We start from the raw sequence: 21542 nt of genomic DNA, 5'->3' as shown, positions 1-21542 counted from the left end.
CGTCGTTCAAGCCCGGAAAACCGCCGCCGGTCGCGCCGATCGCCGCGCGCCCTCGCCAGCGGCGCCGCCTGCTCCTACTGTGTGCCCATCCGATATCACACGAATCACACGAAAGGAAGTCACATGATCTTGCAAACGGCTGGAAGCACGCCGCGCACGGCACCCGGAGGCACGGCGGGCATGACCGCGCGGCGCGACAGGGTCGACACCGCACTGGCCTGGTCCGCGCGCCTGTGGTTTGGCGTGGCCGTGCTGGGGCAACTGCTGTTTGCCTGGTACGTGGCCGCTTTCTACGGCGGCGCGCTGGCGCACGGCGACCTGGCGCAGTGGAACAAGGTCATGCCGCGCGGGTATGTCCCCGGCGATACCGCTGGCAATGCCGCCATCGGCATGCACATGCTGGTGGCGGTTGTCATCACCATTGGCGGCGCGCTCCAGCTGATGACGCCGCTGCGGCGCCTGGCGCCCTCGTTTCATCGATGGAACGGGCGCGTGTACGTGCTGCTGGCGGTGGCGTCGAGCCTCGTCGGCCTGTACATGGTGTGGTTTCGCGGCGCGGTGGGCGGCCTGGCGCAGCATGTGGGCATCAGCGGCAATGCCGTGCTGATCGTGCTGTGCGCGGTCTTGGCCGTGCACCATGCGCGCGCCGGCCGCATCGCCCTGCACCGGCGCTGGGCCCTGCGCCTGTTCCTGGCGGTCAGCGGTGTGTGGTTCTTCCGGATCGGCCTGATGGCCTGGATCGTTGCCAACCAGGGACCTGCCGGGTTCGATCCAGTGACCTTCCAGGGGCCGTTCCTGAGCTTCCTGTCGTTTGCCCAGTACCTGCTGCCGCTTGCGGTGCTGGAGCTGTATGCGCGCGCGCAGGCGAGCGACAGCGTGGTGGCGCGCAGCGCGATGGCCGTCGCCATGCTGGTGCTGAGCGTGGCGACCGCGGCAGGCGTCGCTGCCGCGACGATGATCCTGTGGCTGCCGCATCTTTGAAGCGCCGTTCAGGCGGGGAACGCCTCGGCCGTCGTGCACACGGTCAGTGAGCTGTCGGCGGGCACCGGCAAGCCTGACCACACCCAGTTGTGGTGCGCGATGATGGCCGGCGCAGCGAGGTGCGGACGGTCGGCGGTGGTGTGCGCATCCGACAAGACCACCACGTGCAAGCCGCGCGAGGCCGCCGCGCGCACGGCGGTGTCGATGCAAAATTCGGTGGCGAAGCCGCTGATATACAAGGTGGTGGTGGCGCTGGCGGCCAGCTGCGCCGCCAGGTCGGTCGCGGCGAACGAGTCGCCCGCCAGCTTTTGCACCGTGCTGTCGGTGGCGGCTTGTTCCAGCGCCGGGATGACTTGCCAGGGCGCCGAGCCGATGCCGGCATCCGCATCCGAATGCTGGACGAAGATCACCTTGCCACCCTGCGCACGGATGTGGCTGGCGGCGTGATTGATGCGCCCGACAACGCCGGCGCTGTCGAAACACGGTTGGGCGGGGTTGTTCAGCCATGCGTTCTGCATGTCGATGATCAGGAGTGTGTTCATGGGGGGCCGGCTCGTGGTGAATGAAGAGGGGCCCAGTGTTATCGAAAACGTCACCATGATAAACGGTCATCCGGTTCGGAGATTGGTAACCAGCGCTTGCGAATCCGGACGGCTGATATTCCTACAACCGGGGTCAGAGCTCTAATTAGAAACAAATGCCTGATGTGAACAAAAAAAGTGCTGCGCCAGTGCGTGCCAATAGCGCGAAGCAGGCTCAGGCAACGAAAAAGTTTCGATTCAGGGGTTTGACCCCGGTTAGGCAACGAAAAAGTTTCGAGTCAGAGCTCTGACCCCGGTTGGGAAAGTAAGGGTACGGCGTCGGCCAGTTGGCGGCCGAACAGCGTACGCGACCATTGCTGGCGGTTGCCGATCACGTACAGGCGCCGCTTGGCTCTGGTCGCGGCAACGTTGATGATGTTGGGCCGGCCAGCGGCCCAGTTGCGCGCTTCGTTGGTCTTGCCGCCGAGGACGAATACCACCGTCTCGCACTCTTTTCCCTGGAAGGTATGCACCGTGCCCACGTGCCCGTGCAGCCACTTGGCAATGGCCTCGTCGTCCGCGTCGCCCGCCCACTCGTCGGCGCGTGCCCGCAGCAGCCCCGTCAGCTCCTGCGCCACCGATTTGAACGGCGAGATCAGGAACAGGTCCGGCAAGCCGTGCGCTTTGTCGACCCAGCCGTTGCTGGCGTAACGCACCACGATGCCGGCAGCAACCGCGCCTTCGCGCTCGTTGTAGTGCTCCTCGAATTCGCCGTCAACTATGTCGTGCCAGCACGACGGACCGAGCAGCGGACGCAGTGCGGTGGCTTGTTCTTCCTCGGCACGCGCCGGTCCGTAGACCATCTTGGCGTTGTAGGCAATCTGGTTCGACAGCGAAAACATCGGATCGGCGCAGCGCCGGTGCACCCGCAGCGGCGCGCCGACCCACAGGTCGCTGCCGTCGTACTGCACCACGTTGGCGCCGAAGCGGTTGCCGCGGTCAGCCAGGTGCTGGGCCGAATACGCGGTCAGCTGGTGCTCGGCCGGCGCCTGGTGGTAGCTGAGGATGCCGTAGTCGAGCTTCTTGTCCATCGTGACCACGGGTTCGACCTGCAGCGGGTCGCCGACGATCAGGGCGCGCTTCGAGCGCCAGATGGCGCCCAGCGCGTGCGATGGCACCGCCTGCCCGCCTTCGTCCACCAGCAGCAGCCCGATTTCTCCTTCGCCAAGGTCGGCGAAGCAGCGCGATACCGACGCGAACGTGCTCGATACCACCGGCACGGCCAGGAAAAAGGTGGCCCACAAGTGGCGCGCCATGGCTGCCAGGTGCGGCTGGATGTAGCCTTCCTGCGCCAGCATGGCCAGCGCCAGGCGGAAGTTGGTTTCGAACGGTTTGCCGGCATGCTTGAGGAAAGCCTTGTGCAGCTGCATGGCGGCGACGAACACCGTGGCGCGCGCCGTGTGATACCTGGCGTTGCTGCGCGGCAGGGACTTCTGTTGCTGCTCGACCGGAAGCGCGGCAAACGCGGCCGGGTCGAAGGCGGCTTCGCCCAAGGTGGCCGCGAGCGCGTCGAGGCGCTGGCGGACGGTGCGCAGCGCCGCGGCGTGCGTGGCAGCATCGGCCCGGGCCGCCTGCCAGTGCGCCGCGCAGTTGCTGGCGCTGGTCAGCGCTTCCAGGCGCGCCACTTTCAAGCGCGCGCGCTCGGTGCGCAGGCTGTCGTACTCGTCCGACAATGCTTGCTGGCGCGACTGGAATCCGGCGAATGTCGCCTTGCTGAAAAAGCGCGCCAGCAACTGGCGCCAGGCCGGCCATTCGGTGGCGTGCAGTTCGCGTTCCTGCAGATTGGTGGCGATGGCCGAGGCATTGCCGGCGGCATCGGTATCGAGCGCGGCCAGGGCCGCGCTGGCGTCATCGTTGCGCTGGCGTGCCGCGGCGGCGGCGCCATCGAACGCCGCGCTCAGTTCCCGCGCCGCCTTCCATGCCGGCAGCGCGCCGTCGTAATCGAGGATCGCGGCCTGGATCGCTTCGACCTCGGCCACGGCCTGGTTGAAGCGGGTGCGCGCCGCTTCCCAGTTGAGCGAGGCGCCCGCGGCGGCGAGCTGTTTCGCCAGGCCTGACTCCTTGAAGGCGCCGAGGCGGTTGGCCACCAGGCTGCGGTTGGCCATCTTGCCGAGGGGGACCGAAATCAGGCCCCAGCAGCGGATCTTGCCATGCTCGTCGCCGGCGTCGTCTTCCCCGGGCGCCTCGGCCTCGCCTGCCTCGCCCGGCAGCTTTTTCTTTTCTTCGTTGAGGATCGATTCGGCGCTGGCGGCAAAATAGTCGAACGGTTCGCCGTCCACCAGCAGCGCCTGCGGCGCCACTTTCTTGATGCTGGGCAGGTCGAGCGTGATATTTTCGACCGCCTTGTTGTTTTCGCTGGCGACCACGATGCCGGTGTCGAGCAGGCGCTCATCGATGTGGAAGCATGGCCCCCTGAAGGCGACGCCGCTGCTGTTGGCCGGATACTCCACCTGGTGCGGCGAGCGCGCGAACGCCGCTTCCGGATTGGCGAATTGCACCAGGATCCTGGCGCGCTCGACCACGCGGGCGGCGATGATGTCCATCAGCAGGGTGGTCTTGCCGGTGCCGGGCGGGCCGTTGACCGAAAAGATGCCGCCGTCGGCCAAGGTTTCCAGACCGATATTGACGGCCACCTGCTGCATCAGGAAAAGTGGAAACTCGGTCGGCCAGCGTCCCAGCGGAAAACGGCGCGGATCGAGCGCGGCATTGACCGAGGCGGGACGGGTGATATCGCGTCGGGCGTCGCTACGTCGCGCGTCGCCACGCCGGGCGTCGCCACGCCGGGCGTCGCTACGCTCGTGGCCGTCGAGGTAAGCCTGGATCTGGGCCGAGCCGGCGCCGTGCTCGGCCTCCTGGCGCATGCGGTCGAGATCGTCGAGATAGAAGGAATTGACCGGGTCCATCTCCGGCTCGCGCGGAAATTTCTTGCCGCGGCGGTCGATCAGCGTGACCTCGTGCGCGCACAGTTGGGCGCGCGCGAGCAGGGTGCGCGGCTTCCAGTCCAGCTCGCTGATAAGGAAGTCGGTGATGTCGTCGAACCAGTCGGCGTCGGCGATGCCGTGGTTGCCCATGGCCAGTTCGTGCAGCTTGTTCTTCAGCCCGAACAGGGTCACGCCGTAGCCGATCCGGGTCTTGTTTTTCTTTTCCGCGAAGGCGACGGCGAACGCGGCCAGCTGCAGCGTGTCGACGCTGGGCCGGCCGTCCGAACCGATTTCGACGGCGCACAGAAAGGTGTTGCCCTTGGCCGGATGGACGTGGTTGCCGCTGAATTTTTCCTCGGCCGCCTCGAGCGGGAACATCTCCACCAGTTCCGCTTCCAGCACGCCTTTCTCGACCAGGCCGAACCAGACGAAATACTTGTGCCGGCCGTGCGGCGCGTCGTCCGCCAGCGTGCCCCGGGGCGCCGGCAGCCACGGCAGCTTCTCGTCGTAGCGCTTGAAAAAGGCGGGCCGCTTGCCTGGTCTGGGAATATCGGGATACATGAGCGCTTCGACATCGAACCAGTATCGAAGCGTGTTGACATACTGTGCAGGCATAGGATTTTTCCGGGAGCGTGGCTGCCCGGTGAACACGCCGGCAGCCATCATGCATGACCATGCGGGGGCGGCCATTTGACAAGGCGGGATTGTAACTTCACCGACGGCAAAACATGGGCCGATTTCACAATGGCGCACGCTGCCGGCGGTTGCCGCACTCCTTGCCGGCCCGGTGCATCCCCGGTGGATACGGCGCGCTGTCCGGCGTGGCGCTGTCCGGCGCGGCGCTATCCGGCGCGGCGCTATCCTATCCGGCGTAGTTGACCGGGCTGCCGGCCAGCGGCGCGTGCGCGTCGCCGGGGACCGCGCTGGCGCTGGCCTCGTCGACCATGTGTGCGTATCCGCTGAAGTCGGCTACCTCGAAGCCGAACGGCAGGCGCGTGGCGGCCTTGTCGTAATTGGCGTGCGGGCGCACGGCCTGGGTCAGGTCCTCGCGGTTCCAACCGGCAGCGATCGCATGGGCGATCAGGCGGCCCTGTTTCTTGGCAATCGGCGCCGGGCTGCCCCACAGCGCCGGCGCGCCGGTGAACCACAGGCCGGGGTAGCGCGCATGCAGCACGTTGCCGACCAGCTGCTGCGGCACCTCGCTGCCCTCGGCCAGGATCGACTGGCTTTGGTAGCCGGTGCAGCAGACGATCACGTCGGCATCGCAGCTGCTGCCATCGACAAAATGGACGCTGCGTTCGGCGACGTGCGCCAGTGCCGGGCGCAGTGGCACCATGCCGCTGCGCACCGGCCCGAGCATGGCGTCGCTGACGGTGATGCGCTGGCGTCCCACGTCGATTTCGTGGCTGGACGGGTCGACCGCATGGCCGATCGCCCCGTGGACGCGGCACGCTTCCCACAGCCTGGCCTGGTAGCTGTGGCGGTAGGCATCCTTGAGCGCGCGCGTGGCCACATCGATCGGGCTGCCGTAAATCAGGCGCGGCACCAGCCAGGTCGGACTGCGGCCCGACAGCACCAGTTGCTGCGCCACCGGAAACAGCCTGGCCGCGCACTCCATGGCCGTATTGCCCAGGCCGACGATCAGCACGCGCTGGCCGGCAAAGCGGCTGATGTCGCGCACGTCGGACGAATGGATGATGCGGCCCGTAAAGTCCGCCGCCCCGGCGATGTCGGGCATCTGCGGCGTGTGGTACAGCCCGCCCGCGTACACCACCTGCTCGAAGTGGCGCAGCAGGGGCGGGGCGGCCTGATCCGCGCTGGCGATCAGCAGGTCGGCGCCGCCCGAATGCAGCGACGGCGTCACGCACAGCACCTTGGTCGAGGTGAAGATGCGGGAAGCGAGGCCCTGGCGCTTGATGGTGTCGAGGCATTGCTCGGTGTACGCGGCCCAGCTGCCGGCTTCCGGGCGCGACAGCGGCAGTTGCGAGGCCGCATTCTGGACCAGGTCCGGGTAGATCGTCGACAGCGGATCCTTGCCCCACAGCCCGCCCGGCTGCGAGCGCGCCTCGAACAGGACCGGGTCCAGGCCGCGTTGCAGCATCTCGGTGGCACAGGCCAGACCGCTGCTGCCGGCACCGATGATGGCGATGCGGGGCCGGTTCAGTGCGCCGCCGGCGACGCGCGCGGCCAGGTCGGCAAAGGTGGGCAAAGCGGCGCTCACCGGCACAGCTCCGCGCGGCCCATGGCACAGGGCGTCGTGTAACCGGCCGGTAAAGCCAATTGCCCGGATCGGGACATCACATCAATAGATCGAAATATCGACATTGTATTCACCACTCGCAGGACGGATAAATGAAACGGCCGGCCTTTTGCGCCGGCCGGGAACGCGCAGTTAATGCCGGGTGCGGCATTTTTGCGAAATATTGTTATTTCGCCGGGGCGATTAAAAACGATTTGGCATCGGAGTGTCAATCAATATTGCGCAGGTATTACCAATGGCAATTTATGTCGCATAAGAAAAAGCGGTAAGCAATTGAATTTAAACGGGTTTGGTTTTCGCTTCTATTTCATGGTGTTGTTGTTGCGCCAATTGAGATGTTGAAAATTCGATCACTCCGCACTGCCTTGCCGCAGTGAGGTGACGAAGTATATGTATAGACACGACACCCCGCGATTAATTAATTGAACATTAATTGTTATGGTAAAAAGACCATATTTGTCACGGCCTTGTCATATTCGTCTGCCTGTTTATTAAGCTGAGTGCGCTTGAATATGTGGCAATGGAATGTGCGGAACGGCGGTTGCTATGCTAAAACGGACAATAAAAGGTTGTATTTACGCATATTCAGCAAAGTTATTGATCTACCTCATGTCGGGTAGAAAAAAACCGTCCGTCCGAATCCCGCTTGACGCGGTCCGAACCTGGTCCGATCAAAAATGACCGTTTGGAAACTAGTTAATCGATTGCAGGCTATGATGACTATCCATCGCACATATTTGAGGAGTCATTGAATGGTTGAGGCAATCCGCGTTCCCGACATAGTTCCGCTCGAACACATCCTGCCGGATGAACCCTTGCTGATGATGGGCGCGGGCCCGGTGCCGATTCCCGCCGCCGTGGCGGCCGCCAATTCGATCGTCATCAACCACCTCGGTGACACCATGAACCAGGTGATCGCGCAGGTGAAGGAGATGGGGCGCTACGTCTTCCAGACCAGCTCATCGCACGTGATGGGGGTCGGCGGGCCGGGCTCGGCGGCGATGGAAATGGCGATCGCCAACCTGGTCCATCCCGGCGACAAGGTTTTATGCATCTGCAACGGCTACTTCAGCAAGCGCATGGCCGAGATGGTCAGCCGCGTGCGCGGCGAGCCGACCTTGCTGCACATCGACAACAACGAGAGCGCGAGCGTGGAGCTGGTGCAGCGCGAACTGGCCAAGGGCAACTATGCCGCCATCACCCTGGTGCAGGGCGAAACTTCGAACACGGTGTGCAACCACAGCCTGGGCAGCATCGCGCGCATGGCGCACGAGCACGGCTGCCTGGTGATCGTCGACGCCGTCTGCACCCTGAGCACGATGGCGCTCGACATGGATGCCTGGCAGGTCGACGCCGTCATCACGGGCGGGCAGAAAGGGCTGTCCTCGATTCCGGGCGTGTCGCTGCTGGCGTTCTCGGAACATGCCTGGGCCAAAAAGATTGCCTCGCGCAGCCACCAGCCCTACCACTGGTGCCTCGACGCCCAGCTGGCCGACCAGTTCTGGAACCAGAAGTCCTATCACTACACGGCGCCGGTATCGGGCATCCTGGCGCTGCACGAAGCGCTGCGCCTGGTCTGCGCCGAGACCCTGCCGCGCCGCTTCGCGCGCCACCAGCAATGCTCGGAAGCGCTGCAGGCCGGCATCGAAGCGCTGGGGCTGGCATTGCTGGTGCCCAAGCAGCACCGGCTCAATTCCGTGATCGGCATCGTCACGCCCGATCATGTGTCGTCCGACGTGGTGCGCGCGCACATGTCGCGCGTTCACAAGGTCGAAATTTCCGGCGCGTTCGGGCTGAACATCCTGCGCATCGGCCAGATGGGCGAGCAGAGCCGCGCGCACAACCTGTTCCGCACCCTGCACGCCTTCGGTTCCAGCATGCAGGCCGGCGGCGCCAGCCTCGACCTGCCGGCCGGCATGGCCGAACTGGAACGCTCGCTGTCGCGCCATGCGATCGCGCAGGGCGCAAGCTAGTATCCGGAACTGTTATTGCGATCTGGGGTGAACCTGCGCCGCGCCATGCTGTCCAACCGTAAACCACTCGGGAGACGACCATGGCGCATGCAAACCCCTTCCAGATTCAAAAATTCCTCAAGGGCGTGGACTATCCGGCCAACAAGGCCGCCCTGATCGCCAATGCCAGAAAGCTCGGCGCCGACGAGAACGTGTGCGCTTCGCTCGACGCGCTGCCCGACGAAGAGTTCCAGACGCCGGCCGAGGTGAGCCAGGCGTTCAAGGGGCCCGACGACGATTGAGCGGCCACGGGAACTTCGGGCACGCTCTGGCGCTCCAAGCTGTACCCGGTTGCGCTGGCATCCGGCTGTACACCCGAGGAGAGTGGCGATGCTCAAGGAGTTCGATGCCGTATCGTTGTTGCAGTGGCACGACGCGCAACTGGACGATCCCTGCTTGGCGGCCCCGGCCGACAGCGTGCTCTGGCGCTGGGTCGAGGCCAATCACCGTCACAACCACCTGCTGTGGGATGAAGAAGACCGCGCCCGCCGCACCGATGCCGGCAGCGCCGCCATTGCCGCAAGCAAGCGCCTGATCGACCGCCATAACCAGTTGCGCAACGATGCGGTGGAAGCGATCGACGAAGCGCTGCTCGCGCAGCTCGACGGCGTGGTGCCCCAGCCTGGCGCGCGCCTGAGCAGCGAGACTGCGGGCGCCATGATCGACCGGCTGTCCATCCTCGCGCTCAAGATTTTCCACATGCGTGCGCAGACCCGGCGCACCGAGGCCGGCGCGGAGCACGTGAGCGCCTGCCTGGCCAGGCTGCAGCGGCTGGTGCTGCAGCGGCACGACCTGGCTTGCTGCCTCGACCGCCTGCTTGCCGAAGTCGCCAACGGGCATGCCTACTTCAAGATCTACCGCCAGTTCAAGATGTACAACGACCCCGCGCTCAATCCCTGGCTGTATGGAGCCGCGCCGGGCCGGGACCGCAGCGGGACTGCGCCATGAGCGAGGACTGCATCGATGTGCTGATTCCGACCTGCAATCGGGCGGCGGCGCTGGCGGTGACCTTGACGGCGCTGGCATCGCAAACGGCGCGCAATCTGCGCATCGTCGTGTCCGACCAGTCCGATGGAGAAGGCGCCGCCGCCAGCGCCGAAGTGCGCGCCGTGCTGCGCTATCTGGCGGCGCGCGGAGTGCCGGTCGACATGCTGCGCCACCTGCCGCGGCGCGGCATGGCCGAGCAGCGCGCCTTTCTGCTGGCGCAGGTAGCGGCGCCCTGGTGCCTGTTTCTCGACGACGACGTCATCATCGAAAGCGACCTGATCGAGCGTCTGGCGCACACCATGCGGCAGCAGCGCTGCGGCTTCGTCGGCAGCGCCCTGCACGGCCTCAGTCATCGGCACGACTGCCGGCCGCATCAGCAAGCCATCGAATTCTGGGAAGGGCAGGTCGAACCGGAACTGGTCGCGCCCGGCGGCAGCGCCTGGGAACGGCATCATTTGCACAGCGCGGCCAACCTGTTCCACGTGCAGGCGCAACTGGGCATCGGGCGCGATGCAACGCGGCCGTACCGGGTTGCCTGGATCGGCGGTTGCGTGCTGTTCGACACGGCCAAACTGCGCGCCGCCGGCGGATTCGATTTCTGGAAAGAGCTGCCGCCGGAACACTGCGGTGAGGATGTGCTGGCACAACTGCGCGTGATGGCGCGCTCGGGCGGCTGCGGCATCATTCCGTCGGGTGCCTATCATATGGAATTGCCGACCACCGTGGTGTCGCGCCGGGTCGACGCACCCAGGGTGTTGCTGTGAAGAGAGGGCAGCACGCGCGGCTGGCCCGTGTGCGCAATATTGTCGTGCTGCGTCCGAGCGCGCTGGGCGATTTCATGTTCTGCCTGCCGGCTTTGCATGCACTCAAGCACAGTTATCCGGAGGCGCAGTTGTTGTACATCGGCCTGCCGTGGCATGCGGCGTTTCTGGAAGGGCGGCCGGGGCCGGTCGATGCCGTGGCCATCATGCCGCCGTATCCCGGCATGGGTGTGTGCGGGCAGGGCGATGCCGATCCCTGCGCTGTCGAGGCGTTTGTGGAAAACCTGCGCATGAGCGGGATCGATCTTGCCATCCAGCTGTTTGGCGGCGGGCGCCACGCCAACCCGTTCGTCCGGCGGCTCGGTGCGCGCCTGACGGTGGGCATGTGCGCTGGCGGCGCCGAGCCGCTGGACCGCAATGTCCGGCATGAAGGGCTGGTCAACCGGCGATTGCAGCTGCTGGAAGTGGCGGCCCTGGCTGGTGCCGCGGCTTGGCCGATGCGGCGCGAGCTTGACGTTTCCGAGGACGATCTTGCCCAGGCAGCGCTGCTGCTGCCGCCGCCGCGCGACCGGCCGCTGGTGTTGCTGCAGCCGGGGGCGAGCGACCCGCGGCGGCGCTGGCCGGTCGGGCGTTTTGCGGCGCTTGCCGATCTGCTGGTGACTGAAGGCGCCATCGTGGCGGTGAACGGCAGCGCGGAGGAAGCGCCGCTGGTGCGCGAGCTTATCGGGGCGATGCACCACCCGGCGATTGATCTGAGCGGCAAGGCGTCGCTCGGTGCCTTGTGCGGCATCCTGGCGCGCAGCACGCTGGTGGTATCGAACGATACCGGCCCGCTGCACCTGGCGCTGGCGATCGGCACGCCTGCCGTGGGCATTTACTGGCTGACCAATCTGATCGAATCCGGGCCGCTGCGGCAGGACGGCCATCGCGCCGCGGTATCGCTGCGCGTGCACTGTCCGGTTTGTGGCAAGGAAAACATCAGGACGCGCTGCGCGCATGATGCGAGCTTTGTTGATGATGTAACGCAGGATGAGGTCAACGGGCTGGCGCTGGGGTTGCTGCGTGCCGGACGCAGTGCTGATGCTCATGGCGTTGGCTCAAGCGGCGTTGGCCACCGGAGTCAGGATTCCCATAACCGCAACTAAGCTCGCCGTTCCGATCGCTACCGTTGATCCGCCACCTCCGTCATTCCCGCGCCAAGGCGGCACTCGGCGGGAACCCAAGTTCGCGGAGCCGCCACTTACGGTACAAACTTGGGTTCCCGCCGAGTGCCGCCTTGGCGCGGGAACGACGGGGGTGGCCGGAACGACGGGGGAGGCAGCCGGAACGACGGAGATGGTAGCCGGAATGACGAAGGGCAGTACCCGGAATGTCAGAAGATGGCAGCACACAAAAATCGTGCGAAATCATCATGGCATATTGCACGCACGGCGCCTCCTCTCCACCCTCCTCAACGCAGCATCAACAACGCCCTCGCCTGATCCAGCACGGCCTTCGCCTGCTCGCCAAACGGGTCCCATAAACAGCGATGCAACTGCTGGTCGAGCGGCGCCCAGCGCCTAATATCCGCCTTGCTGAAAATAACCACGCTGCGCAGCCGGAGCCCGGCCGCGATGTGCGACACACCCGTATCGTTGCAGATCAGCAGGCGCGCACGGCTCATCAGCGCCGCCATCGCGCCGATCGACAAGGGCCCGGCCGCATCGACCGGCGCACGCCGCATCAGGCGCGCCACGGCGGCCGTCAGCGGCACCTCGGCGGGCGAGCCGGTCAGCACCGTTTTCAGCTGCGGCCGGATCGCAAGCTGGTCCGCCACCGCCGCGAACTTTTTCGCCGGCCAGCACTTGTCGGCGTAACGCGCGCCCGGATGAATGCACACGTAGCTGCCGGGCGCCAGTCCGCGCGCCACACCGCTTGCTTCCAGCTCCCGCTCGTCGGCAGCGGTGATCGGAAATTCAAGCTGGGGACCGCACGCCGGCGCACCGAGGCCGGTCGCCAGTTCCAGCAGCCGCAGCGGTTCCGCTCCCGTGTCGGGGAAGGGAATCAGGCATTCATCGCCGCGCCCCGGAGCGGCACCGAATCCCGCCATCGCGCGCGCCCCGAACGCCCGCACGACGGCATTGCTGTACTGGCCGTTCCCGTGCATCTGCAGCGCCAGGTCGAAGCGGCGCGCACGCATGCTGGCGTAGAAGTCATGCAGCTGGTCGAGCCTGGCCGGCTGTTCGGGAAACGCTTCGTGCCCGGGGAACGCAATGAACTCGTCGACATACGCACTGAACCGGCGGGCGAACTGGTCCGCCCAGGGCAGGCCGACCAGACTGATGCGCGAGCGTGGCATGGCCGCCCGCAAGGCGCGCAGTGCCGGCACCGCGCACAGCATATCGCCGAGCTGAAGCGCGCGGAAAATGACCACGCTGGTGTGGTCGTGCCGGGCTAACCAGGAGGATGTCGTCATGGGGTAATGCCATTGATGTGAGCGTCTTTGCCGCCGATTGCGCAGCCCGGTCATGCCCGCGCGGGCACTTCCCGGTATGACAGGGCGCCTTCGCATCCGTTCGATGCAGCGCGCGGCAGCTTGATGCAGATCGTATGTGGTACCGGTTGCGTCGCCCTCGCCCCGCAATCCGTGCTTGAAAAATGCGGTATGCTGCCTGCAGTCCACAACACAAAAGGCAGGCCGCATGCTTCAGATGCCATCAACGTTTACGCCGCTGATCACGGCGCAATCCCACTCCGATCCGGTGACGTTTGTCTTCCATGGCAGCCGCCTGCTGCTGCGCGAAGCCGACCTGGGGATTCCCTCCGCAGACGAGCTTGCCGGTCTGGACATCGCGGGCACGCCGCATCCGGTGGGCATCCTGGGCGGTCGCTATTGCCAGACCGTCTGGCACGCCAGCGAGGCGCTGGCCCTGCCGGGTTACACCTGGCGCAGCATGCGTTCCCTGTTCGGCGGCTTCGACGAGGATCTGCTCAGCGTGGCCGGCCGCGCCAGCCAGATTGCCGAGTGGGCACGCACCCACCGCTACTGCGGCGCCTGCGCCCAGCCGATGCAGCTCAAAGCCGGCGAGCGCTGCTACGTATGCAGCGCCTGCGGCATGATGGCCTATCCGCGCATTTCGCCGGCGATGATGGTGCTGATCCGCAAGGGCGACCATGTCTTGCTGGCGCTGCACGCCGCCTCGCCGAGCAAGCGGTTCACGCCGCTGGCGGGCTTCCTGGAAGCGGGCGAATCGGTGGAAGAAGCGGTGCACCGCGAAGTGTTCGAAGAAGTCGGATTACGGGTCCACAACCTGCAATATTTTTCGAGCCAGTCGTGGCCGTTTCCCCACTCCCTGATGATTGCCTTCACCGCCGATTATCTGGACGGCGAGATCCGCGTGGACCCGAGCGAAATCGTCGAAGCGCGCTGGTTCGGGCCGAACGACGAATGGCCCGAACGCGTGCCGCACTATTCCGTATCGACGATCCTGGTCGACGCCCACCGTCCGGACCGCACTGCCTGACAGCGGGCGGTTGGCCCTACGGTTTGGGCCCGGTGCCGCGCACCTGGACCGTGCGCTTCATCAGGTCGAACCAGAACGGGGCGCCGAATAGCGCGGTCGAGGCCGTCAGCGCCCAGCCGGCGACACTGAGCGCGAACTCGCGGTTCAATGCCGGGGGAAACTGTTCCCAGCCAATCGGCAAGGTCCACAGCATCTGCAGCGCTTGCGGGTTCATGGTGGCCGGGGCCGCACCGAGTTGGGCCGCCAGCGAGGGATGCGCCCATAGCGTTCTGAACAGGTGAATGCTGTCGATGTTGAACAGCGCCGCCAGCAGCAGCGACAGCAGCACGCTGACCACCATCGAGCGCCGCTTGTAGAGGCCGGACACCCTTTCCATCGCCGTGTCGAACCAGCCTTCCACGGATGCCTGGAAGCGCGCCATGTCGCCTTCCGCGCGCTGGTAGATGCCTTGCAGCGCGCGCTTGATCTGCGGATCGGTCAGGGCATCGATGTCGCGCCCGAGCTGGGCGTAGTCGCCGGGAATCGACTGGATGGCGTCGATCAGGGCGATGGCGAAATGCTCGGGCTTGATGTACGACGGCTTGGTGCCGATGTGTTCCTGCTCGGGAAGAGCGGGGTTGCTGTGCGGATTGACCAGCGCATGGGCGTACAGGGTGCGCGCCAGGGCGTTGAAATTTGGATCGTTGAGCATGCTCTTGATGCCTTCGAGCAGCCCGCGTGCGCGCAGTTTCAGCGCCGACGCCAGCGCTTCCTGCACCGTGCTGACAATCAATGCTACCGTCGCGTAGCAAAAAGTCAGGCCAACCGCCACTTCAAGGACTGTGCTTCCGAACATATATCCTCCCGATGTGTTTGCTAAGGTTTGCTATCTCCGACGCTAGTCCAAAGCCCAGCCGTGCGGCGCCGTTTTGCTCAACAAAAGGCGGCGCCGTGGCGCCCTTGCCACGAACAGGCTGTTAGCGCGGAAACAGTCCGCCGAGCGTGTCCTTCACGCGGTCTTTCAGTTTTTCCTTGCCGCCGCTCGGCAGGGCGCCGCGCATCTTTTGCGCCGCCTCGGTGCCCAGCGCCGCCACATCGACCTGCCACGTCATCTGCGCCAGCGGGCCGCTCAGGGCGACCGGTACCGTCAGCCCGTTCAAGGTGCCGACCGCGGGTCCATCCTGGCCGGTCAGGCTCGGTACCACCGTGCAACGCAAGCGCAGATCGACGGTTTCGTGCGCGAGGTCGACCTGGCCTTCACCGCCGATGCGCAACAGCGGCGTGCTCGCTGACAAATCCTTGTTGTGGGCAACGCCGCTGTCGATGCGGAAGGTTGCGCTCAATTCGGTGAAGCCGGTCGAGTCGGCGCCGCTGCCCACGCCCGCGGCGGCCTTGGCTTCGCGCACCATCCGGCCCAGGTCGATGCCGCCGATGACGCCGTCGCGCAGCCGCAGCGCCGCCGTGCCGCCGAGCGCCTCGCGCAGGGCCATCGTGCTGGCGCCGCGCGTTGTCAGGTCGAGCTGGACGTCGCCGCGTCCCGCCAGCGGCGTCTTGCCGGTGGCATCAAGCAGCAGGGGGCCGAGCGAGATGCCGCGCAGGTCCTGCACCAGCGCCATGCGCGGGGAGCTGGCGTCGCCCGTGAAATCGAGGCTCAGCGCGCCGTTGCCGTTGCCGCCATACAGCGTGGCCGAGAGCGGCTTGATGGTGGTCTTGCCGGCGTCGGCCAGCAGCACCGCGTGCACATTCGAGGCGCGCAGGCCGCCCGCCGTCAGTTCACCCACCTGCAAGGTGCCGCTGGCGCGCAGCCGGGCCAGGGCCGACAGGTCGACCGGCTGGTCCGGCGCTGCGTCAGTGCCTGGCGGTGCGTCGCTGGCTGGCGGCGCGGACGGCGCGCGCGGAAGATAGCGCGCCATGTCGAGGCGGTCGATATCGATGTCGAGCTGCAGCATGCCGTCGCGCAATGCGCCCTTGCCGCTGACAGCACTGTCATCGATCTTGCCTTTGAGCGCGGCGGCGATGGCTTTCGTGCCGAAGTCGATCTCGATGCTGCCTTTCAATTTGGCGCGCGATTCGATTCCCGCCCGGCTCGACAGGTCGAGATTGGCGTCGAGTTCCGTCATCGCTACCCGGCGCGTGTCGCGGTCGAGCGAAAAGCCGCTCTCGAAAATCAGGACGGTATTGAGCGCCGGTTTGTCGACGCCGATATTGGCCGACAGCGCGACCCGGCTCGGCACGCCGTGCGCGATCGGGCCGGAATCGATGTTCAGGCGCGCGATATCGAATAGTCGTCCGGCCTTGCGGTCGTCGAAGCGCAGATGGGCGTTGTCGATGCGAATGCTGTCGACGGCGAAACGGATGCGGGCCGGCCCGGCGCCGGCGTTTCCGGCCGCGCCGGCACGCTCGCCGGCGTTGGGTTTGACGCGCGCGGCGGTCAGGTCGTCGATATTCATGCTGCCGTCGGCCTGGCGCACCAGGGTGGCGCGCATGCCGCGCAGTTCGATGCGGTCGATCACGATTTCCTGGCGCAGCAGCAGCGGCCCCAGCGCGAACGACAGGCGCACGCTGTCGAGCGCGGCAAATTCGCCCTTGCCGCCCAGTTCCGACAGGCTGGCTTTGCCGAGGTGCACGCCGAGGCGCGGATACACGGCCAGCCGGATATCGCCGCCGATGCTCAGGGTCCGGTGCGTTTTTTCGTGCACCCGCTCGATGATGGCGCTCTTGTAGGCGTTCGGATCGAAGCGGGCTGCCAGGATGCCAAGGGCGCTGCCCAGCACCAGCACGGTGGCGCCCAGCGCGATGACGGCGATCCTGATGCGTGCTTGCATGACGAAACTCGGAGGCGGGAAAGGCGTCGAGTGTAGCACCGGGCAGGCCCGCCGGCACGCCCCTGTTTTGGATATACTTTCGCCATTTTCAACATTCTCGGGACAGACCATGGCCAACGATGCCAACGCGCAGACAACCACCGTCATCGGCTGGCATCATGATCCGGACGCCGCTTTTGCCCAGGCGCGCGCCAGTGGCAAGCCGCTGTTCCTGTACTGGGGCGCCGGGTGGTGTCCGCCGTGCAACCGGCTCAAGGCGGCGGTGTTGGCCGAGCCCGCCTTTGCCGCGCTGGCGCCGTCGTTCGTGCCGCTGCACATCGATGGCGACGCCGCCGGCGCGCAGCGTGCAGCCGATCGCCTGCATCTGCGCAGCTACCCGTCCCTGGTGCTGTACCGTCCCGATGGCGCCGAAATCACGCGCCTGCCGTGCGAACTGGCGGGGCCGCGCTTTCTTGAGATGCTGCAACTGGCGCTGACGGCGCCGTTCACGGCGGCGCAATCGCTGCGGGACGCCCTGTCGGGCCAGCGCGCCCTGTCCGCCGACGAGTGGCGCCTGCTCGCTTTTTATTCCTGGGATACCGATGAAGGCCAGCTGCTGGCCGGGCGCGACCTGGCCGCCACGCTCGCCGGCTTGCGCGATGCCTGCACCGAGCCCGAGCCGGCGTTGCGCCTGGCCTGGCACGCGCTGCACGCCGCCACGTCCGCCAACGGGCATGAGGGGCTGGCCATGCTGCTGCGCACGCTGGCCGACGCGCAGGCGGTGCTGGCGCACGTCGATCTGGTGACCAACTATGCGGTCGACATGGTGCGCGCGCTGACGGCGCCGCAGTCGGAACAGCGCATGGCATTGACAAGCGCGTGGTCCGACGCGCTGCAGCGGCTCGAGTCGTCCGAGGCGCTGGATCCGGCCGACCAGCTGGCGGCCTTGCGCGTGCGGGTGCGCATGGCGCGCCTGGGCAGCCCTGTTGCCGGCCTGAACGCACTGCTGCGCGAGCGGGTTGCCAGCGTGCTGGCGGGCGCGCAAGAACCGGCGCTGCGCCATCACGTGATCAACACCGCGGCCGGCGCGTTTTCCGATGCGGGCTTGCTCGACGACGCCGACGCGGTCCTGCGCGCCGCGCTGCCCGGTTCGCACGCGCCGTTCTACTTCATGCACAATCTGGCCGCCGTCGCCAAAAAACGTGGCGATATTTCCGCCATGCTCGACTGGTACCAGCAAGCCTTGGAACAGGCCAGCGGCCCGGCCACGCGCCTGCAATGGGGCGCCACCTTCCTGCTGGCGCTGATCGATGCGACGCCGGCTGACGCGGAGCGCATCGGCCGCCTTGCCGCCGCGCTACTGTCTGAGGTGGACGGCATGACGGACGCCAACTACCGCCGCAACGGCACCCAGCTTGCACGCATGCTGAACAAGCTGAGCGCCTTGAATGGTTCCGGCGAGCAAGTCGAAAAACTTAAGCAGGCCTTACTGATCAGAGTCAACGAATAAATTTAGGGAACCTGTTCCAGATCAGACCCTCAAACAAGATTTGAGGTTAACGACGATGGCACGACCCGATTTCGCGAGCGACGTTTCGCGCGAAGAGTTTGAGGCGGTACGCGGCATGCTGGAAGCGGCGCGCCGCAAGACGCGCCCGCGCAAGCACGATCTGTACGATGTGTTTTGCGCAGTGTTGTATTTTCTGGAAAGTGGGACCGCCTGGCGCGGCGTGCCGGAGGGGTTTCCGCCCTGGCGCACGGTGCACGAATATTTTACCCAGTGGACGGCGGTGCGGCCGGGCGAACCCATGCTGCTCGAAACAGCGCTGGAGCAGATCGGCCGGCCCAACACCGTGGCAACCCTGCACAAGGTGCTGGGCCGGCACTGACGCGCCGGCTGGGTCGCCCGTCAGCGGCGCCTCAGCCGCCAGCGCCAGCAGCGCCTGTTGCTGGCGCGGGTGGCGCTGTTGCCTTTTCAAACGTCATGGTCTTCTCATCGAGGAAGAAGGTGCCGACCGGCTGTCCCAGCGCCTTGGGCGCCGGTTCGGCCAGCAGCGCGCAGCCGAGGGTGTCGACCTGCATCACTTCCGTGCCGGAGCGCACGGTGTAGATGTCGTCGCCGTTCGAGAACAGCTCGACCGACACTTCGTCGACCGGCATGCTGGTCATGGGAAAGACGCGCTGGCATTCCGGCATGTGCGAGGCGACCAGGGTCAGGGTGATGTCTTTTTTCCAGAAGTATTCCTGCTCCGCGCGCACGGTAATGACGTGGTCGTTGCTGGCGTCATCGATGTAGTAGCTGGCCGAGCCCTTGATGCAGCCGGCCAGGAGCAGCGGCGTCAGTAAAATCCAGAACCTGCGCATGATCGCTTTCCTGTGGAGTAATGCCAGCAAGTATAGATCAGAACTCGGTGCCGATGGTCAGGGAGACGCCCCTGCGCCCCTGCCTGTGCAGCGAGCCTTTGAACGCGGACGAGCGGCGCGTGGCCCGCAGTTGCACGAACCAGGGGCCGTGCGCGGCCGTGCGCGTGTACGGAAAATCGAAACGCATGCCGGCGCTGAGGGCATGGATGACGTTGCGCCGGCCCCCCATGGCGTCGTCGTCGGGGTTCCTGCCGTTCAGGAAGGCGTGTTGCGCCCGCATGCGCGCTTCCAGGCTGCCGAAGGCGGCGCACTGCAGCCAGGGCACCATGCAGGTCGAGGTTGCGGCCGGTGTGGCGGCCAGCGCGCGGTGCGCCAGCAGGCGCGCGATCTCCACCGGCGCGCCGGGCAGCGCATCCTGCCCGAGCATGACCGCGATGCCGCCCACCGAGTAATTGGTGGTGTTGCTGTTGGCCATGCCCCACCAGGCGCTGGTGCTCAGGCGCATGGCGCGGGCGAACTCGGGAGAGGCGATGCGCGTGGCCGCGCCCGCGTAATAGCGCGGCGGCTCGGATAGCCAGCTGTTGTCGGCCGCGCCGAAGTGCGCCAGGTCGTCGGCCGGTAAGTGGGCCTGCGCCAGCGCGGCGCCGCAGGAAAGGGTCAGCGCGGCTGTCAGCGCCGCCGTCGATGCACTGGAAAAAGTAGCCATGGCCGTCACCGCCTCGCGCAAAATCACTGGGGAGGAGTTCGATTGTAGGCGCGCCCCGCGGGCCCGGTTTGGCCTGGCTCATGCGCGCCGCATCGCGGCCAGGCGACACGGCCGGGTTGTTGGCCTAGCGCTGTTTCCGGCGCCAGAAGCGCTCGAGCAGCGGCTTGACGCTGGTGCCGTGCACCACGATCGAGAGCATGATGACGACGATCGTAATCTGGATCAGCTCGCGCGAGAGCGAAACCGGCAAGCCGTGGTTGATGGCATACATCAGGTAATACAGCGAGCCGATGCCGCGCACGCCGAACCAGGCGGTGATGCCGCGGATGCGCATCGAGCTGTCCGAGCCGAGCAGGCCGATCATCACGCTCAGCGGCCTGGCCACCACGAACAGGAACAGGGCCGTGCCGACGCTGCGCCAGTTCCAGTCATGCATCGACACCATGCCGCCGAGCAGCAGGACCAGGGTCAGTTCCGACAGCCGTTCGAGATGCTCCTTGAACACCAGCGACTCGGCGCTGACGGTCAGCGGCATGTTGGTCGGCGGGGCTTCGGCGCCCGGATCGTCCTTGGATTTTTCGGGCACCAGCAAGCCCTGGCGGTCCTTGTGGGCGCCCGACAACACCAGTTCGGTCTGGCGCAGGGCCACGCCGGCGAAAAACACGGCCAGGAAGCCCCAGGCCACGAACACCACGCTCAGGCCGTACACGACGGCAATCAGGCCCAGGCCGACGAGGTCGTCGAGCACCTCGTGCTTGGGATCTTTGCCGCGCAGCATCCATCCGAGCCGGCCAAGCGCCGCGCCGCCCAGGGTGCCGATGGCGATCGCGGCCAGGGTGGCCCACAGCACGTCGACCAGCACCCAGCGCCAGCCGAAGTCGCCCAGTTCATGGGCGCCGAGCAAGCCCAGGCCCAGCATCACGAAAGGGAAGGCCGAGCCATCGTTCATGCCCGCTTCGCAGGTGAGGGTGAAGCGCAGCCTGTCGCGGTCGTCGGGATGGCGCACCTGGACATCGGTGGCCAGCACCGGGTCGGTGGGGGCGAGGATGGCGCCGAGCAGCACGCCAGCGCCCAGCGGCAAGCCGAGCACGAAATAGCAGAAGGTGGCGATCACGCCCACGCTCAGGCTCATCGAAACCCACGCCAGGCGGAAGGCCGGCATCCAGCGCTGGCGCGAAATCGGCACCGGCATCTTTACGCCGGCCGAGAACAGAGAGACGAGCACGGCGATTTCGGTGAGGGTTTCGAGCAGGTGCGATTGCTCCACCGGGCTGAAGGAAAAAATCCCCAGCACCATGGGGCCGAGGCCGAGGCCGACGCACAGGTAGACGATGGCCGACGTGAACGGCAGGCGCGAAATACTGGTCGCCATCAGGCCCCGCGCCAGCATCAGGCAACCGATCAGAATAAACCAGTGGGTAGTCGTCATGGAAAGCATCGGCGGGGAAAAGGGGCGTGGGGCGATTCTACAGAAGACAACTGTTTCCCTACGCGCTGTTGCCGTACGGATTGAAGCCCTGCCCCCTGTCGTCGTTTTCGCCCGCTACCGTCGCCCCCGCCACTATCGTCGCCCCCGCCCACTACCGTCGCCCCCGCGCAGGCGGGGGCCCAAGTTTGTGCGGTAGCTGGTGGCTAATCGACGTACTTGGGCCCCCGCCGAGTGCCGCCTTGGCGCGGGGGCGA

General features: G+C 66.2%; 18 protein-coding genes. 9 read left to right on the top strand and 9 right to left on the bottom strand.

The window, feature by feature from the left end; genetic code table 11:
- Positions 1-123: 123 nt before the first annotated feature.
- Complete coding sequence (locus CR152_RS00475; protein ID WP_157778264.1) at positions 124-981, top strand: DUF2306 domain-containing protein; 858 nt, start codon at positions 124-126, stop codon at positions 979-981.
- 8 nt (positions 982-989) lie between these two features.
- Here the strand turns inward: CR152_RS00475 and CR152_RS00470 are convergent, their stop codons facing one another.
- From CR152_RS00470 to CR152_RS00460, 3 genes are all read right to left on the bottom strand, one after another.
- Positions 990-1523 carry an isochorismatase family protein gene (locus tag CR152_RS00470; protein ID WP_157778263.1) on the bottom strand — a complete coding sequence of 178 codons (534 nt, stop codon included), beginning with the start codon at positions 1521-1523 and terminating at the stop codon, positions 990-992.
- A gap of 278 nt (positions 1524-1801) precedes the next feature.
- Positions 1802-5098: a DEAD/DEAH box helicase gene (locus CR152_RS00465; RefSeq protein ID WP_099872801.1), complete on the bottom strand. Its 3297-nt coding sequence runs from the start codon at positions 5096-5098 to the stop codon at positions 1802-1804.
- A gap of 247 nt (positions 5099-5345) precedes the next feature.
- Positions 5346-6704 (bottom strand): flavin-containing monooxygenase, encoded by a 1359-nt coding sequence (locus tag CR152_RS00460; protein WP_157778262.1) that lies wholly within the window; start codon positions 6702-6704, stop codon positions 5346-5348.
- A 791-nt stretch (positions 6705-7495) separates the two neighbouring features.
- Here CR152_RS00460 and CR152_RS00455 point away from each other — a divergent pair.
- The 5 genes from CR152_RS00455 to CR152_RS00435 all read left to right on the top strand — a co-directional run bounded on the left by CR152_RS00455 (position 7496) and on the right by CR152_RS00435 (position 11648).
- Positions 7496-8716, top strand: a complete 1221-nt coding sequence (locus CR152_RS00455) for a pyridoxal-phosphate-dependent aminotransferase family protein (protein ID WP_099872795.1) — start codon at positions 7496-7498, stop codon at positions 8714-8716.
- An 80-nt stretch (positions 8717-8796) separates the two neighbouring features.
- Positions 8797-8997, top strand: coding sequence for a DUF2795 domain-containing protein (locus CR152_RS00450; protein WP_099872793.1), 201 nt, complete (start codon positions 8797-8799; stop codon positions 8995-8997).
- Positions 8998-9085: 88 nt separating this feature from the next.
- Positions 9086-9703 (top strand): DUF4254 domain-containing protein, encoded by a 618-nt coding sequence (locus CR152_RS33965; protein ID WP_099872790.1) that lies wholly within the window; start codon positions 9086-9088, stop codon positions 9701-9703.
- Positions 9700-10506, top strand: a complete 807-nt coding sequence (locus tag CR152_RS33960) for a glycosyltransferase (RefSeq protein ID WP_099872787.1) — start codon at positions 9700-9702, stop codon at positions 10504-10506. Before CR152_RS33965 ends, CR152_RS33960 begins: the two co-directional genes overlap by 4 nt.
- A 74-nt stretch (positions 10507-10580) precedes the next feature.
- Positions 10581-11648, top strand: coding sequence for a glycosyltransferase family 9 protein (locus CR152_RS00435; RefSeq protein ID WP_099881852.1), 1068 nt, complete (start codon positions 10581-10583; stop codon positions 11646-11648).
- Positions 11649-11953: 305 nt separating this feature from the next.
- Here CR152_RS00435 and CR152_RS00430 read toward each other — a convergent pair whose 3' ends face one another.
- The gene (locus CR152_RS00430; RefSeq protein ID WP_099872784.1) at positions 11954-12958 is read right to left on the bottom strand and encodes a glycosyltransferase family 9 protein; all 1005 of its coding nucleotides are present in this window, start codon (positions 12956-12958) and stop codon (positions 11954-11956) included.
- 226 nt (positions 12959-13184) lie between these two features.
- Here CR152_RS00430 and nudC point away from each other — a divergent pair, with 226 nt between their 5' ends.
- Entirely contained in the window at positions 13185-14006 is an 822-nt protein-coding gene (nudC, locus tag CR152_RS00425; RefSeq protein ID WP_099872781.1) for an NAD(+) diphosphatase, read from the top strand.
- 16 nt (positions 14007-14022) lie between these two features.
- Here nudC and CR152_RS00420 read toward each other — a convergent pair whose 3' ends face one another.
- A complete protein-coding gene (locus tag CR152_RS00420) occupies positions 14023-14841 on the bottom strand; it encodes a hypothetical protein (protein WP_099872778.1) in 819 nt (272 codons plus the stop codon).
- A 121-nt stretch (positions 14842-14962) separates the two neighbouring features.
- Complete coding sequence (locus tag CR152_RS00415) at positions 14963-16810, bottom strand: AsmA family protein (RefSeq protein ID WP_167399854.1); 1848 nt, start codon at positions 16808-16810, stop codon at positions 14963-14965.
- A 109-nt stretch (positions 16811-16919) separates the two neighbouring features.
- Here CR152_RS00415 and CR152_RS00410 point away from each other — a divergent pair, with 109 nt between their 5' ends.
- Both CR152_RS00410 and CR152_RS00405 read left to right on the top strand, forming a co-directional pair.
- Positions 16920-18299 (top strand): thioredoxin family protein, encoded by a 1380-nt coding sequence (locus CR152_RS00410; RefSeq protein WP_157778261.1) that lies wholly within the window; start codon positions 16920-16922, stop codon positions 18297-18299.
- A gap of 55 nt (positions 18300-18354) precedes the next feature.
- The gene (locus CR152_RS00405) at positions 18355-18678 is read left to right on the top strand and encodes a transposase (RefSeq protein WP_099872774.1); all 324 of its coding nucleotides are present in this window, start codon (positions 18355-18357) and stop codon (positions 18676-18678) included.
- 31 nt (positions 18679-18709) lie between these two features.
- On the opposite strand, the gene CR152_RS00400 is transcribed toward CR152_RS00405, so the two are convergent.
- From CR152_RS00400 to CR152_RS00390, 3 genes are all read right to left on the bottom strand, one after another.
- Entirely contained in the window at positions 18710-19153 is a 444-nt protein-coding gene (locus CR152_RS00400; RefSeq protein ID WP_099872771.1) for a hypothetical protein, read from the bottom strand.
- 37 nt (positions 19154-19190) lie between these two features.
- Positions 19191-19859, bottom strand: a complete 669-nt coding sequence (locus CR152_RS00395; protein WP_157778260.1) for a hypothetical protein — start codon at positions 19857-19859, stop codon at positions 19191-19193.
- Between the two features lie 124 nt (positions 19860-19983).
- Positions 19984-21288, bottom strand: coding sequence for a cation:proton antiporter (locus CR152_RS00390; RefSeq protein WP_099872767.1), 1305 nt, complete (start codon positions 21286-21288; stop codon positions 19984-19986).
- Between the last annotated feature and the right edge of the window lie 254 nt (positions 21289-21542).

The sequence above is a fragment of the Massilia violaceinigra genome (assembly GCF_002752675.1).
Taxonomy (GTDB): domain Bacteria; phylum Pseudomonadota; class Gammaproteobacteria; order Burkholderiales; family Burkholderiaceae_D; genus Telluria_A; species Telluria_A violaceinigra.
The sequence above is the reverse complement of the archived record's forward strand: the minus strand, read 5'-3'. Positions and strand labels throughout refer to the sequence as shown.